12 protein-coding genes, 5 tRNA genes and 1 riboswitch are annotated in these 15,782 nt (G+C 30.9%); of the genes, 2 read left to right on the top strand and 15 right to left on the bottom strand.

The window, feature by feature from the left end:
• Positions 1-30 precede the first annotated feature (30 nt).
• The 6 genes from prfB to recD2 form a co-directional block, all read right to left on the bottom strand.
• Positions 31-1,150, bottom strand: a protein-coding gene (gene prfB, locus BV55_RS0110280) for a peptide chain release factor 2 (protein WP_157469646.1) whose coding sequence is annotated in 2 segments (ribosomal slippage) — positions 31-1,071 and positions 1,073-1,150 — 1,119 coding nt in all. Because the reading frame shifts where the segments join, the coding sequence is not laid out codon by codon here.
• 81 nt (positions 1,151-1,231) lie between these two features.
• Positions 1,232-3,739: a preprotein translocase subunit SecA gene (gene secA, locus BV55_RS0110270; RefSeq protein ID WP_029452736.1), complete on the bottom strand. Its 2,508-nt coding sequence runs from the start codon at positions 3,737-3,739 to the stop codon at positions 1,232-1,234.
• Positions 3,740-3,914: 175 nt separating this feature from the next.
• Positions 3,915-4,442, bottom strand: coding sequence for a ribosome hibernation-promoting factor, HPF/YfiA family (gene hpf, locus BV55_RS0110265; protein ID WP_029452735.1), 528 nt, complete (start codon positions 4,440-4,442; stop codon positions 3,915-3,917).
• 537 nt (positions 4,443-4,979) lie between these two features.
• On the bottom strand, positions 4,980-5,756 hold the full coding sequence (locus BV55_RS0110260; protein ID WP_029452734.1) for a ComF family protein: 777 nt from the start codon (positions 5,754-5,756) through the stop codon (positions 4,980-4,982).
• Complete coding sequence (locus tag BV55_RS0110255) at positions 5,729-6,760, bottom strand: hypothetical protein (RefSeq protein ID WP_029452733.1); 1,032 nt, start codon at positions 6,758-6,760, stop codon at positions 5,729-5,731. The genes BV55_RS0110260 and BV55_RS0110255 overlap by 28 nt, the downstream gene beginning before the upstream one ends.
• Positions 6,761-6,798: 38 nt before the next feature.
• On the bottom strand, positions 6,799-9,033 hold the full coding sequence (recD2, locus tag BV55_RS0110250; protein ID WP_029452732.1) for an SF1B family DNA helicase RecD2: 2,235 nt from the start codon (positions 9,031-9,033) through the stop codon (positions 6,799-6,801).
• A 240-nt stretch (positions 9,034-9,273) separates the two neighbouring features.
• Here recD2 and nagA point away from each other — a divergent pair, with 240 nt between their 5' ends.
• Positions 9,274-10,404: an N-acetylglucosamine-6-phosphate deacetylase gene (gene nagA, locus BV55_RS0110245; RefSeq protein WP_029452731.1), complete on the top strand. Its 1,131-nt coding sequence runs from the start codon at positions 9,274-9,276 to the stop codon at positions 10,402-10,404.
• Positions 10,405-10,458: 54 nt separating this feature from the next.
• Here nagA and metK read toward each other — a convergent pair whose 3' ends face one another.
• From metK to BV55_RS0110215, 6 genes are all read right to left on the bottom strand, one after another.
• Positions 10,459-11,634: a methionine adenosyltransferase gene (metK, locus tag BV55_RS0110240; RefSeq protein WP_029452730.1), complete on the bottom strand. Its 1,176-nt coding sequence runs from the start codon at positions 11,632-11,634 to the stop codon at positions 10,459-10,461.
• A 98-nt stretch (positions 11,635-11,732) separates the two neighbouring features.
• Positions 11,733-11,832, bottom strand: a riboswitch (SAM riboswitch).
• A gap of 91 nt (positions 11,833-11,923) precedes the next feature.
• Positions 11,924-12,008, bottom strand: a tRNA-Tyr gene (locus BV55_RS0110235).
• Between the two features lie 3 nt (positions 12,009-12,011).
• A tRNA-Thr gene (locus BV55_RS0110230) sits at positions 12,012-12,086 on the bottom strand.
• A gap of 26 nt (positions 12,087-12,112) precedes the next feature.
• Positions 12,113-12,188 (bottom strand) — tRNA-Val (locus BV55_RS0110225).
• 6 nt (positions 12,189-12,194) lie between these two features.
• Positions 12,195-12,279 (bottom strand) — tRNA-Tyr (locus tag BV55_RS0110220).
• A gap of 3 nt (positions 12,280-12,282) precedes the next feature.
• A tRNA-Thr gene (locus tag BV55_RS0110215) sits at positions 12,283-12,357 on the bottom strand.
• A 297-nt stretch (positions 12,358-12,654) separates the two neighbouring features.
• Here BV55_RS0110215 and yyaC point away from each other — a divergent pair.
• Complete coding sequence (gene yyaC / locus BV55_RS0110210) at positions 12,655-13,185, top strand: spore protease YyaC (RefSeq protein WP_029452729.1); 531 nt, start codon at positions 12,655-12,657, stop codon at positions 13,183-13,185.
• Between the two features lie 104 nt (positions 13,186-13,289).
• Here the strand turns inward: yyaC and mreB are convergent, their stop codons facing one another.
• The 3 genes from mreB to BV55_RS0110195 all read right to left on the bottom strand — a co-directional run bounded on the left by mreB (position 13,290) and on the right by BV55_RS0110195 (position 15,608).
• Positions 13,290-14,321: a rod shape-determining protein gene (mreB, locus tag BV55_RS0110205; RefSeq protein WP_029452728.1), complete on the bottom strand. Its 1,032-nt coding sequence runs from the start codon at positions 14,319-14,321 to the stop codon at positions 13,290-13,292.
• Between the two features lie 94 nt (positions 14,322-14,415).
• On the bottom strand, positions 14,416-14,670 hold the full coding sequence (gene spoIIID, locus BV55_RS0110200; protein WP_029452727.1) for a sporulation transcriptional regulator SpoIIID: 255 nt from the start codon (positions 14,668-14,670) through the stop codon (positions 14,416-14,418).
• A gap of 185 nt (positions 14,671-14,855) precedes the next feature.
• Positions 14,856-15,608 carry a M23 family metallopeptidase gene (locus tag BV55_RS0110195; RefSeq protein ID WP_029452726.1) on the bottom strand — a complete coding sequence of 251 codons (753 nt, stop codon included), beginning with the start codon at positions 15,606-15,608 and terminating at the stop codon, positions 14,856-14,858.
• Positions 15,609-15,782 lie beyond the last annotated feature (174 nt).

Raw genomic sequence — 15,782 nt, 5'->3', positions numbered from 1 at the left:
CTACACCTCATTATTAATATAAGTTTATCTTTATTCTTTAAGTTTCCCATTACTACTTTGTTTTAAATATTCATTTATAAATAAATCAATTTCTCCATCCATAACAGCATCTATATTACCACTTTCCACCAAGGTTCTATGATCCTTTACTAAGTTATAGGGATGAAAAACATAAGATCTTATTTGACTACCCCACCCCATATCTTTTTGTTCTCCAGTTAAATCTTCAATTTTCTCCTTGTGCGCTTGCTCTTTTAATGCTATAAGCTTTGATTTTAAAACCTTTAACGCCACTTCCCTATTATAATGTTGACTTCTTTCATTTTGGCATTGAACAACTATTCCTGTTGGTATATGAGTTATCCGAACCGCAGATTCTGTTTTATTTACATACTGTCCTCCAGCACCACTTGCTCTAAAGGTATCTAGTTTTATATCCTCTGGCTTAATATCAATATCTTGGTCTTCTTTTAATTCTGGAAGTACTTCTACCGATGCAAAAGAAGTCTGTCTTTTACCACTAGAATTATATGGAGATATTCTAACTAGCCTATGTATTCCTTTTTCAGTTTTAAGATATCCATATGCAAACTCTCCAGATACTTTAAGGGTAACACTTTTAATTCCAGCTTCGTCTCCGCTAATATAATCAATTATATCAATGCTAAACCCCTTGTTCTCAATCCACCTCGTATACATTCTAAGAAGCATCTCAGTCCAATCTTGAGCATCATTACCACCAACACCTACATGAAGCGTTAATATAGCATTATTTCTATCATATTCTCCTGAAAGCAAAATTTCTATTCTAAAGTTATCAATATCCTTTTCCAAAAGTTTTATATCACCTATAAATTCTTTTATAATAGGATCTTTCTCCTCGCCAATTAAGTTCCCTAAAACTTCTATATCTTCTAATCGTAGTACCAATGAATTATACTTATCTAACTGATCTTTTAAGGACTTACATTTCTGCGATATCTGTTGGGCTTTTATATTATCATTCCAAAATCCTGGGCTTTGCATTTTATGTTCATATTCTTCAATAACTATCTTTGTTGTTAAGATGTCAAAGTGAAGCCCCCATTTCTTTTAAAGTTTCTTTAAATTGTGGAATTTTAGATAATTGTTCTTCTAATTGTAAAATCATATTTTCATCTCCCTTTAAATAATGCACTCTTAAATGAATATAGATTTGCAACTTTTTAAAAGTTGCAAATCTATACTATAACTAAACTTCTCTACCACAACAATTTTTGTACTTTTTACCGCTTCCACATTTACATGGATCATTTCGTCCAATCTTTTCTTCTTTTTTTATCGGTTCTTTTCTTACTGAGGAATCTTCATAATTAGTTGAAACCTCCTTTACCACTTTTTCTCTTTCAGGTGCTCTTTCAGCTTGAACCTGCAATAAATATCTTACAGTATCATGTTTTATGTTATAAATCATCTCTTCAAACATAGTGCTTCCTTCAAATTGATATGCTTGTGTAGGATCTTGTTGTTTATATGCACGTAATCCTATACCTTGCTTTAAATGATCCATGTTGTCAATATGATCCATCCATTTAGTATCAACTACTCTTAAAAGGATAACTCTTTCTATCTCTCTCATACTTTCATTTCCAAAATCTTTTTCTTTTTCTTCATAAATATTATGAGCTATAGATAAGTATTTTTCTTTTATTTCTTCATTTGATAATAATTCTAATTCTTCAGCTTTTACCAAATGATGTGGAACATATAAATCTTCCATAAAATTAATTAGATTTTTAATATCTTCTTTAAATGTATCTTCTACTCCTGATAGATGAGAATCTACAGCGTTATTAATCACATCTTTTATCATATCTTGAATTTGTTCTTTTAAGGTTTCGCCTTCTAAAACCTGTGTTCTTTGCCTATAAATTATTTCTCTTTGCTGATTCATAACATCATCATATCCTAGAAGAGTCTTTCTAACATCAAAGTTGTTTCCTTCAACCTTTTTTTGAGCATTTTCAATAGCTCTTGTAACCATTTTACTTTCTATTGGATCATCTTCCCCAAGACCAATTTTATCTACTAGTCCTTGTAATTTTTCTGAACCAAAAACTCTCATTAAATCATCTTCTAATGATAGGTAAAATCTAGTAGATCCAGGATCTCCTTGACGACCAGAACGTCCTCTAAGTTGGTTATCTATACGCCTTGATTCATGTCTTTCTGTACCTATTATCTTAAGTCCACCAATTTCAGGTACACCGTCTTCTAGCTTAATATCAGTACCACGACCTGCCATGTTAGTAGCTATAGTAACTAATCCTTTTTCTCCTGCATGAGATACTATGTCAGCTTCTCTCTCATGATATTTAGCATTTAACACTTGATGCGGTACTCCTGTTTTCTTTAAAAAGGCTGATAAAACTTCTGATTTTTCTATACTAGCAGTACCTACTAAAACCGGCTGCCCTGATTTATAAGATTCTTCAATATCTTTTATTATTGCATTATACTTACCTTTTACACTTTTAAATATAGTATCTGGGTAATCTACTCTTTTAATTGGCATGTGAGTAGGTATTGCAATAACATCTAATCCATATATTTCTCTAAATTCTACTTCTTCAGTTTGAGCTGTTCCTGTCATACCAGATAACTTATTATACATCCTAAAATAATTTTGGAATGTTATTGTAGCAAGAGTTTTAGATTCTTTTTCAACTTTAACTCCTTCTTTAGCCTCAATAGCTTGGTGAAGCCCATCACTATATCTTCTACCTTCCATAAGTCTTCCAGTAAATTCATCAACTATTACTACTTCCCCATCTTTAACCATGTAATCTTTATCTCTTCTCATTGCATAGTTTGCTTTTAAAGCCTGGGTAATATGGTGTTGAATCTCCATATTTTGAGCATCTGCATAGTTCTCAAGTCTAAAATACTTTTCAGCTTTTTTAACTCCCTCTTCGCTAAGAATTGTAGAATTTGTCTTCTCATCTACAGTAAAATCTTCTTCTTTTATTAAAGTTTTTGCAAAGTAATCTGCAACTTTATAAAATTCGGTAGATTTTTCTCCTTCGCCAGATATTATAAGGGGTGTTCTTGCTTCATCAATAAGTATAGAATCCACCTCATCTACTATACAAAAGTTTAGTTTTCTTTGAACTTTTTCCTCTTTATATATAACCATATTATCTCTAAGGTAATCAAATCCATACTCATTATTAGTACCATATGTTATATCTGAATTATAAGCTTCCCTTCTTTGCTCAGAGCTTAGACCATGTAGTATTACGCCTACCTTTAGCCCTAAAAATTCAAATATTTGTCCCATCCACTCTTTATCTCTATTTGCAAGATAATCATTTACTGTTATTATGTGGACACCATCACCACTTAAGGCATTTAAGTATGCAGGAAGTGTTGCAACTAAAGTCTTACCTTCACCTGTCTTCATTTCCGAAATTCTACCTTGATGAAGAACTACTCCTCCTATAAGTTGTTCTCTAAAATGTCGCATTCCTAAGGTCCTTACAGACGCTTCTCTTACTACTGCAAATGCTTCTGGAAGTAAATCATTTAGATTTTCACCATTTTTAATTCTTAATTTGAACTCATTAGTTTTTTCTTTAAGTTCTTCATCATTTAAGCTTTTAGTTTGTTCTTCTAACTTTTCTATATCATCTACAATTGGAATGATTCTTTTTACTTCTCTCTCACTATAACTTCCAAATACCTTATCAATTAATCCCATACTTTCATCCTCACAATTCTGTTCTTATAATAACTCATTATTAAATTATATCATTGAATCAGTAAACATTTCAATACTAACCTCTAAAAGTAAAAATATTTAAAATAATAGCAGCTCTTTATAATAAAGAGCTGCCATATAAAAACATTAATCTTTTATTTATAATTTTAAAGTTTTAAAATTCAGGCTCTATTAAACCATAATTTCCATCTTTTCTCTTATAGACTACATTTACTTCCTCTGTGTCTGAATTTTGATATACAAAGAAACTATGAGCTAGAAGCTCCATTTGTAAAACCGCTTCTTCTGTTCCCATTGGTTTTATTGCAAATCGCTTAGTTTTAACTATTCTCGGTTCTTCCTCTTCCTTATCTTCATAAGCTACTATTGATTGAAACCTCAAAGAATCTCCAGTATTTCTTCTTTGTAATTTTGTTTTCTGCTTTCTAATTTGTCTTTCTAATTTATCTACTACTAAATCAATGGAAGCATATAAATCATCTGTCGACTCTTCGCCCCTTAGTATTATTCCATTAAACGGTATTGTTACCTCAATTGTTTGTCTGTTTTTTTGTACGCTTAATGTGGCATGTGCTTCTACATTTGGATTAAAATACTTTTCCAGCTTTGAGAGTTTCTTTTCCACTGTTTCCTTCAATGCTTTTGTAAGTTCTATGTTTTTGGCCATTACTACTATTTTCATAATTCCAGCCCCTCTCTGCTAAGTTGTATTATTTGACTTTTATTAAGATACATTTATTTATGTCCTTGTATTTATTCTATAACCTTTTTTGAAATTTAACAAGGGCTATTGTGTTAATTAACAAAATATTATGTTGATTTATCCTTTTATATCTTTAAAATTCTTGTTATCTCATTATATTCTTTATGATTAAAATCTTATTTCTTTTAATTAGCATCTGCTAAAATATATTTTACATTAATATATAATTCATTTAATTATTTATCAATACATAATTTTAAAAAATAAAGCCTTTAGTCAATTTTTGACTAAAGGCTTTATCTAGCTAGTTGACCTGGTCTTTGACCCCACACCCGCCTGCTGGAGTTTTTGCTACTAGGAATTAACCCCTCACTACTAATTCTCTCATTTTTTTATAAATGGCAGGACTAACCTCTAAGCCGCACCATGATCATTAGACATTTTATCTAACTTACGTGGATCGTTTTGCCTGCGACTGGCATCGACTTTCAACCACAAACCTAGCTTCATAATATATTATAACCTACTTTTTGCAACAGTCAATATATTAATTTCTTTAGCGCCATTATTTTTTAATTCTTTATAACAAAAATATAAGGTAGAGCCTGTGGTTACAACATCATCAATAAGTATTATCTCTTTATCTTTAACTTCTTTTAAATATTTAATATCGAACTTAAAAGCTGTCCTTAAGTTTTCCCACCTATTTTCTACACTTACAGTTTTTTGTTCTTGTGTGTTTGTATTTCTTTTTATACACCTAACTACTTGCTTCCCACTTTGTTCCTTTATTATGCATGCTAATATTTCACTTTGATCATAACCTCTAGCATTTTTACCATCTTTACTTGCTGGGACATAACATATAATATCAAAATTTATTTTATTGTAATCTATTATTTGCATAATATTAGAAACAAAAAACCGTGCAACATTAAAATCTCTTTTATACTTAAATTTCATTAACAATTCTCTGATTTCATGAGAATAATAAGATGTTGAATAATATACTAACTCCATATCTTTAATTTCTATACAAAAAGCTTCTTTATTTAATTTTATTTTATTTTTACATTCATAGCATAAAAAGCACCCTTGCAATCTTTCTTCTTTGCATAGTAAGCAAAATGAGCCTTCTGGAAACACAATAGATAAGCTACAATTAATTAAATACCTTAAGGAAGCAACTAAAACCTTTGTTTTATCCTTCATAAACTTTTTTAGACTATTTTCACTAGTCTTATATGTCTTTAAATTTTCTTTATCTAAATATTTATTAAACCTTTTTCCCATGCTACCTTATTGAAGTTTCTAGTTATAGATTTAGCTTTCTCCATATCTAAAGTAAGGTTATTTGCAAGAAAAATCACTTCGGAGTTGCTAAATCCTTCCTTCATACCTACCTTTCCACATATATAAGTTAATTTTTTATAATCATAACTTTCATCATCTGCAAAATAAACTATTATATCTAAATTATTGACTTCCATATGAAAAGTATTCATATTATCTATTATTATTATTATAGGTTCATCTCTCATCTTTAATCGTTTTTTTATTATATTAATATTTGAATCATTGTATCGTATTATACTTGTTCTTATATCTTCTCTTAAATCTGATATTTGTCTATAAATCTTATCTGCCTTTTGGTTATCTGGTGCATATAATATAACCTTTCGCCTAGATTTTACAAACCATTTCATATAATCATAAATCATATAAGGTATTTCCTTATTTGTATCTATTTTGGTTGTAATTATTCTAGGCTCTATTATAGGAATATCCCTTGTATTCTTTGTAATTTCTATTATATCTCCTTCTTCTAAAACTGGTTCAATAGATGCAACTATATATTTTTCAGATTTAATTTTATAAATTAGGCCTCTTATATCCTTTGCTTGATATTCTGAGTAACAATTAATATCATCATATATAATACAATAAAAGTTATCCTTCATTAAATATGCACTATCGTAATTAGTTATTATTAAAAGCTTATCTTCTAAATTGGTATAATTTCCTCTAAAGTAGCAATAATTTCTAAATGAAGTTATTGTCCTTATTTTCTTTAATAATGAAATATCTTTTATATCTTGATTGGTTATATACAAGATCTTTTTATTTTCTTTAATTAGCTCAAGTATTATTTCTAGAAATGTTAAGGAATTATTGTAAGGAATAGAAACCACATTTAAGTATTTTTTATTTTTCTTTACCCAGTTCATAACATTTTGATCTGCATGTGCATCTTTTATAGATTCATTCTTATTATTAAAAACTTTAAATATGGACATTTATGTCCCTCCAAATCTATTAACATATATTTGCTACTTTATTGTTCATTAAAAATTTCATTAGAAACTGTATCCTTCATCCTCCATTTTAATGAAGAAAATCTCTCAAAGCTTCTGTCATTTTGAACCATGTATTTAAGTGCCTTAACAGAACCTGTTAGTACCACTAAATTTTTAGCCCTTGTTATTGCTGTATATAATAGATTTCTATTCATAAGCAAAGGTGACCCTACAAATATAGGCATAATAACTACTGGGAACTCACTACCTTGACTCTTATGTATAGTTATTGCATAAGCCAAATCTAATTCATCTATATTTATATTTTCATAGATGACTTCTCTTTCCTCATCAAATATAACTGTTAGAGTATTATCTTCTTCGTCAATATTTTGAATAAACCCCATGTCTCCATTAAATACTCCAAGTCCTTCTTTGTCACCATATCCATCTACCCTTATCCACTTTAAAGAATAGTTGTTTTTAGTTTGCATAACTTTATCTCCTACTCTAAAAATTGTGCTTCTATATTCTTTTTCCTTTTTATTTTCCGCCTTAGGATTTAGAACCTCTTGCAATTTAGAATTTAGATTTATAATACCTAAAGGTCCTTTTTTCATAGGTGATAAAATCTGTATGTGCTGTTGTTTATTCCATGAATCATTATATTTGGGTAACCTTGTATTTATTAATTCTACAACTGTATTTAAAATATTCTCTTTATTTTCTTCCTTTATGAAAAAGAAGTCTTTATCCCTATCATTTAATATTGGAATTTCTCCATTATTAATCTTATGAGCATTAACTACTATCATACTTTCTTTTGCTTGCCTAAATATTTCTTTTAATCTTACCACCTTTACACATTCACTTTCTATAAGATCTTTAAGCACATTACCTGCTCCAACAGATGGTAATTGATCTACATCTCCTACTATTATAAGTCTAGTACCTAAAGATAAGGCTTTTAAAAGATTATTCATAAGTAACACATCTATCATGGATGCCTCGTCTATGATTATAACATCACACTCTAAAGGTGATTCTTCCCCTTTAGAGAAAGCCATTTCTTCATCATTTAATCCAAATCCAAGCTCTAATAACCTATGAATAGTTTTAGCTTCTCTTCCGGTTGACTCTGTCATTCTTTTTGCAGCCCTCCCTGTTGGAGCCGCCATAACTACACTCATACCATTTTTATCAAATATATCTATGATACATTTTATTATAGTAGTCTTACCTGTTCCAGGACCCCCAGTAATTATTTCCACACCATTATCTATTACACCTTTTATTGCTTCTTTTTGTGAAATAGCAAAACTCATATTGTTTTCTTGTTCAAATTCTTTTATTTGTTTATCTATATTAACGTCTATAGTATCAAAGCTTGAAAAAACAATGGAAAGCATAGATTTTGTTATACCAAGCTCTGCATAATAATAGGGTAATGTAAATACGCACTCTACACCATCTATTAGTTCTACTCTAACCTTTCCATCAATAACACAATCAAATATGTTTTTAATTATTAACTCTTCTTTTACTGTTAATATTTCAGAAGCACCTTTTATAAGCTCATCTTTTGGCATGTAGGTATTTCCTAAAGCACAAAATTGATTTACTACATGTTTTATTCCACTTTGAACTCTAAACTCTGAATCAATTTCTATACCTAAACTTCTAGATATTTTATCTGCTGATTTAAATCCTATTCCTGAAACTTCCTCAGTTAATATGTATGGATTATTTTTTATAATACTTATAGACTCGGCTCCAAATCTTTTGTATATCTTCATGCATTGATTTGGTGTTACACCATAAGTTTGTAAAAACACCATAATATTTTTCACTTCTCTTTGCTTAAAGTAAGAATCGTATATAAGTTCTATTTTTTTCTCTCCTATACCTTCTATTTCAGAAAGCCTATCTATATCATTTTCTAAAACTTCAAAAGTTTTTTCTCCAAATTTATCTACAATCTTTTTAGCTGTAACAGGTCCAATTCCTAGTATCACCCCTGAAGATAAATATCGTTCAATTCCAATTAAACTATTTGGCAATATTTCCTCAGCCTCATTTACCTTAAATTGCTTACCAAACTGCTTGTGCAAAGTCCATTCACCTTTTAATTTTAAATTTTGTCCTTCTGATATATATGGTATACACCCTACAATGACTGTATCATCACCTTTTTCGTCTACTCTTGCAACCACATATCCATTATCTTCATTTTTAAATATTATATCTTCTACAGTGACTTGTATTTCTTCCATATAATCTCCTCACTCAATTCTTAATTAAAGTAATTATATCACAATTACCCTTAATAAAGATTTTAAAAAAATAGTTATAATGAAAATTATAGTATAATAAAACGTAAATTCAAGTTATCTAATTTATTAATTGTTGTTTATTGTTTTTAACAGCTACATGCTAATTTATATTAACTGGTCATTTTTATCAACATGACCTATAATAAATATATCTAAAATATATGTTATTGAGGTGATTTCATGTTAATTAAAAACTGTAAAATAATATACGAAGATAGAATAGAAGAGGGTTCCGTTTTACTTCATAATGGTAAAATTACATCTATAAATCCTGAAAATACTGATGAAAAGGATGTTATCGATGCTGAAGGGTTGTACTTATCTCCTGGATTTATAGATGTTCATATTCATGGGGCTGGAGGGCGTGATACCATGGATGGAAGTTATGAATCATTAAATATAATTTCAAAAACTATTGCCAAATATGGTACTACCTCCTTTTTGCCAACTACAATGACTTGTTCTATAAGCGACATAAAAAAAGCTCTCGAAACTATAAAGGAAGCTAAACTAAAAGGCACTGATGGCGCCAATATATTAGGAGCCCACTTAGAAGGACCCTTTATAAGTCCAAAAGCTATTGGTGCTCAAAACCCTGACTTTGTAGAAAACCCATTTCTTCAAACATTTCTAGATATAGTAGGTGACAATATTGATACTGTAGTAAGCGTTACTATAGCCCCTGAAATAGAAGGTGCTTGTGAGCTTATAGCATACCTACGAGATAATAATATAACTGCTTCTATGGGACATACTAAAGCCACATATGAAGAGGCTATGACAGGAATACAATGTGGTATTTCCCACTCTACTCATCTTTATAATGCTATGACAGGGCTTCACCATCGTAATCCTGGAACTGTTGGTGCAATATTTGATTCTTCTATAACTACCGAAACAATTTCAGATGGAATTCATATAAGTTATCCTTCTCTAAGAGTTGCCTATAAACAAAAGGGCTTAGATAAGGTACTATTAGTAACTGATGCTATGATGGCTTGTTCAATGCCAGATGGAATTTATTCTTTAGGTGGACAAAAGGTCATTGTTGAAAATGGCGCTGCTAGATTAAAATCTGGTTCTCTTGCTGGTTCTATTTTAACTCTAGATAAGGCTGTTAAAAATGTTTATAACAACACAGATTATCCTTTAAACGAAATTGTTAATATGGCTACTGTGAATCCTGCAAGACTTTGTAAGGTAGCTACTTTTAAAGGCTCTGTTAAAGAAGGATTCGATGCCGATCTATTACTATTTGATGATGGAATAAATATTAAAAAGGTTATAATTAATGGAAAGATAATTCTTTAATATTTCCATATTCGAAAAATTAACCTGGATATTTTAAAATATCCAGGTTAATTTTTATATATACCTTTTTATAACATTCACTTTATTTAACTTTTCCCATGGTAGATCTAGATCACTTCTACCAAAATGTCCATAGGCCGCAACCTGTTTATATATTGGTCTTCTTAGATCTAGTTCTTTAATTATTGATGCTGGTCGTAAGTCAAATACATTGTTAATTATTTCTATTATTTTTTCATCACTTATTTTTCCTGTCCCAAAAGTATCTACATCAATGGATACAGGTCTTGCAACACCTATAGCATAAGCTACTTGAATTTCTATTTTATCAGAAACTCCAGCTGCAACTAAGTTTTTAGCAACCCATCTTGCTGCATAAGCTGCAGATCTATCTACCTTAGTTGGATCTTTTCCTGAAAAAGCACCTCCACCGTGTCTTCCATATCCCCCATAAGTATCAACTATTATTTTTCTTCCTGTTAATCCTGAATCTCCTTGAGGTCCCCCTATTACAAATCTACCTGTTGGGTTTATATAATATTTTGTATCCTTGTCCAATAAGTTAGATTCAACTACTTCTTCAATTACATACTTGCGTAAATCTTTATCTATTTGCTCTAAAGATACCTCAGGGCTATGTTGAGTTGATATTACTATAGTATCGATTCTTTTAGGTTTATTATCCTCATATTCTACTGTTACTTGAGTTTTTCCATCTGGCCTTAGATAAGGAAGAGTTCCATTCTTTCTTACTTCTGATAGTCTTCTTGCTAACTTATGGGCCATAGATATTGGAAGAGGCATATATTCTTCTGTTTCATTACTGGCAAATCCAAACATCATTCCTTGGTCTCCAGCACCAATTCCTCCAAGCTCTTCTTTAGTACCATTTTTAGATTCTAAAGCTTCATCTACTCCCATAGCTATATCAGTTGATTGTTCATCTATAGATGTAAGTACTGAACAAGTTTCAGCATCAAATCCATATTTAGCTCTTACATATCCTATTTCCTCTATGGTTTTTCTAACTACTTTTGAGATATCCACATAACAATCCGTAGATATTTCGCCAGCTACCATTACCATACCTGTTGTTACCATAGTTTCACAAGCTACTCGTCCATTCGGATCCTTTGATAATATTGTATCTAATATGGCATCGGATATCTGGTCACACATTTTGTCAGGATGTCCTTCTGTTACTGATTCTGATGTAAATAGTTTCTTCATAATATTCCTATACTAAATTTTCTTTAGTATAGTTTTCACTCCTTTCTAAAACATAATAAAAAAGCCCCTCAAGAAAGAAGTGACTTTATTTCGCTTCTCTCTTATCTTGCAGTTATACTGCTGGAATTGGCACCGTGGCTTATTCGCCGGTTGCCGGGTTTCATAGGGCCCTTTTCCCTCCACCTCTCTTGATAAGAGCTTATATAATTTTATAACATAATAAATTCTACCATATTACATTTATTACGTCAATATCATCTCAACAAAAAAAAGACACATATGTGTCTTTTGGTGGAGGAAGATGGATTCGAACCATCGAAGTCGTAGACAGCAGATTTACAGTCTGCCCCCTTTAGCCACTCGGGAATTCCTCCATGTGGAGCTGGCAATAGGAATTGAACCTACAACCTGCTGATTACAAGTCAGCTGCTCTACCGTTGAGCCATGCCAGCAAAATATATAGTTTTAATTTTAAAAATGGTGGGCACAACAGGGCTCGAACCTGTGACCCTCTGCTTGTAAGGCAGATGCTCTCCCAGCTGAGCTATGCGCCCTGGGATTGGTGGAGGAAGATGGATTCGAACCATCGAAGTCGTAGACAGCAGATTTACAGTCTGCCCCCTTTAGCCACTCGGGAATTCCTCCATGTGGAGCTGGCAATAGGAATTGAACCTACAACCTGCTGATTACAAGTCAGCTGCTCTACCGTTGAGCCATGCCAGCATATCTACCAATGCTCTATCTTTTTACATACCGCATCGGCTGACAAGGTTTAGTATACCTAGATATAGATATAAATTCAACCTCCATTTTACCTCATTATCCTAAGTCAATTTTTCATTACTTCATTTTACTCTATAATACTATGTTTTTGGATACTATCCATATTTTTTTAATAAATTATACACTAAATATTTAAATAATTTAATATATAAACCCTAATCCTTCTATATAGCCACTTTATATGTAGCGTAATATTATTTTTTATTAAACATATAAATTAATTAGGAGGCGGTTATATTGAAAAAGGATAAGATTCATTACAAGAATGATATGGCTATTTTTGAACTTTCTAAGTTACTTAAAAATTATATAGATAAAAACACCATTTTAATATGTGTAGGTACAGATAGATGTATCGGAGATTCTCTAGGTCCAATTGTAGGTACATTTTTAACATATAAACTTTTCCCCTTGCCTGTTTATGGTAGTATTTCTTCTCCTATCCATGCTTTGAACTTAATTGAAAAGGTTTCACATATCAAATTACTACATCCTACCTCTAATATATTAGCAATAGATGCATGTTTAGGTGATGAGTCTTCCATAGGTGAAATTCAATTTAGGAATCTTCCTTTACATCCAGGTAAAGGGGTAGGTAAAACTCTACCGCATGTTGGTGATACATCAATTATAGGGATAGTTGATTTCAACAATGGAGACAACATCTTTATTAACAACACCATACGTTTAAGCTTTATTGTAGATATGGCAACCGTAATAACAGAATCATTATTTAATTCCTTGCAATTAAATAAATTAAAACTTTAACTAACCTAGGTATTATATTTTATATTATAATAGGGCTACCCTATAAAAAAAGAGTAGTCCTTTAAACGCAATAAAATATATGTAAATTAAATTCAAATCATATTTTAGTCAATTAGCTCAACCTTATTATCATCTAATGTAATATTTAGTTTGTCTATAAAGTCGAGCATCTTTCCTGTTCCAATGGCAACGCTTCCAACAGGATCCTCTGCAATATGTACAGGGACTTTTGAAACATGTTCTATTAGTTTGTCCAAACCATGTAGTAAAGATCCGCCACCTGTCATTACTATTCCTTTTTCTGCTATATCAGATGCTAATTCAGGTGGAGTTTTTTCTAATACAGCATGAGTCATTTCACAAATTACCATGACGGTATCAATTAAAGCTTCTCTCATTTCAAAAGATGTTACAGTTACACTTTTAGGTAACCCTGTTAATAGGTCTCTACCTTTTACATCTTCGCTAATTTCTTCTTCAACAAATACACTACCTACACTAACTTTAAGATTTTCTGCTGTCCTTTCTCCTATCATGAGATTATGCTTTTTCCTTACATATTTAATTATGGCTTCATCAAATTTATCCCCAGCAACCTTAATAGATTCACGTACAACTATTCCACCTAAAGATATTACCGCTATATCTGTAGTCCCACCACCTATATCAATAACCATATTGCCACTAGGTAAAGTTATATCAATTCCTGCGCCTATAGCTGCAGCTAGTGGTTCTTCTATAAGAAAGACCTTTTTTGCACCTGCATTCATTGCAGCCTCTTTCACTGCTCTTTTTTCTACTTCGGTGGATTCACAAGGTATGCAAATCACAACCTTCGGTGTTGAGATCTTTCTTTTCCCACAAGCTTCACTTATAAAATATTTCAACATTTTTTCTGTAGTATCATAATCCGATATAACTCCATCCCTCATAGGCCTTATAGCTACTATATTCCCTGGAGTTCTACCTATCATTTTTCTAGCTTCTTCTCCTACAGCAAGTACCTTATTTGTATTATTATCTATTGCTACAACTGAGGGTTCTTTTAATATTACCCCCTTACCTCTAACATAAACCAATACAGTTGCTGTTCCAAGATCTATGCCCATGTCCATATTTGTTTTCCAAAAGCACATTCTACTTCCACTCCCACTTTCCAATTTTATATTAATTCGGCTATTCCATATAAGAATATCCAGAATCTTCTTTTATATTATACTAAGAATGTGCCTATCCTTCAACATTTTTATATTTTAATTTAGTAGCTTTTCCTCCTCTTATATGACGCTCAGATTTATTTAAATCTAAAATTAGTTTTGCTTCCTTTGCAATTACGGGATTTATTTTAGGTAATCTCTCTGTCATATCTTTGTGTATTGTACTTTTACTAACACCAAACTCTTTTGCTGTTTTTCTTATAGTCGATTTTGAATCAATTATATATTTGGCTACTTCTAGCACTCTCTCTTCTATATAGTCCTTCAAAGTGCTGCCTCCTTAATATCTATATTTATAAATATGCGCTTATTTTTCTTTAAATTACTTTTCATATACTTTCTGCCTAAGAAAGTATATGATAAATTTATTTTGATTAATTTAATCCTTATAATCCTTAAAATATTCTTATGTTTTTCTTAGCTTAGATGAAATTCATCTAAGCTAAGAATTTGTTATTTGTAGCTTACATACTTTTCAGGATCAACCTTAATGTTATCTTTTAAAACTTCAAAGTGTAGATGATCTCCATACTTTTCTTCACTATAGTTACCAGCTGTTTTACCAACCTTTCCTATTTCTTGACCTTTAGATATTTTTTGACCTTCCTTTATTTGAATATCATCTTCTAAATTCGAATATAAAGTTTTTAAGCCATTTTTATGGTCTATAACCATATATCTTCCAAATTCTGTATTGTCATTATCTACTTTTTCTACCACACCATCAGATACTGCTAAAACCTTTTGCCCAAGATCAGCTTTAATATCTACTCCTGATCTAGTTCTCCAAGTACCAAGGGTGTCACAAAATATAGTTTCTTCAGTGAATTGCCTTACTAAGGATCCTTCTACTGGCTTCTCAAATTTAGTATCGACACTTTTAGAAACTGCAGCTGAATCTTTTGATTCTACTGTAGATGATACCTTCTCATTTTTTTCCTCAACTTTTATGGTTTCTTCGGACTTTTTGTTATTATCCTTTACTTGGAGAGCATTGTTTATATCTATTTCTTTTGATTCATGTCCCTCAGATAGTCTTAGATCTTCTTCATGCTGCACGCTAGGTGGTCCATCCATATCAGATTTATTACCTTTTACAGTTACTACAGCTATGGTAGCTACTATACATAAACACACAAATAGTACTACATAAAAACCCTCCCTTTTAAAAAAATTAGTTGTCTTTTTACTTATTTTTTTGTCCATAATGAACACCTCCATATTACTAGTCTGTCCTTTAGAAAATAAAAAATACATAAATTTAGTATTTTTTCTTCTACATTTTTCTAAATATTTCTTCATATTTCTACAATTTACCCAATATATATCATGATTAATATATTTAACTCTCTTTGAATCATTATAATTACATATAACGGC

The organism is Clostridium algidicarnis, from assembly GCF_000703125.1.
Taxonomy (GTDB): Bacteria; Bacillota; Clostridia; order Clostridiales; family Clostridiaceae; genus Clostridium_L; species Clostridium_L algidicarnis.
This window is presented reverse-complemented; position numbering and strand designations above follow the sequence as displayed.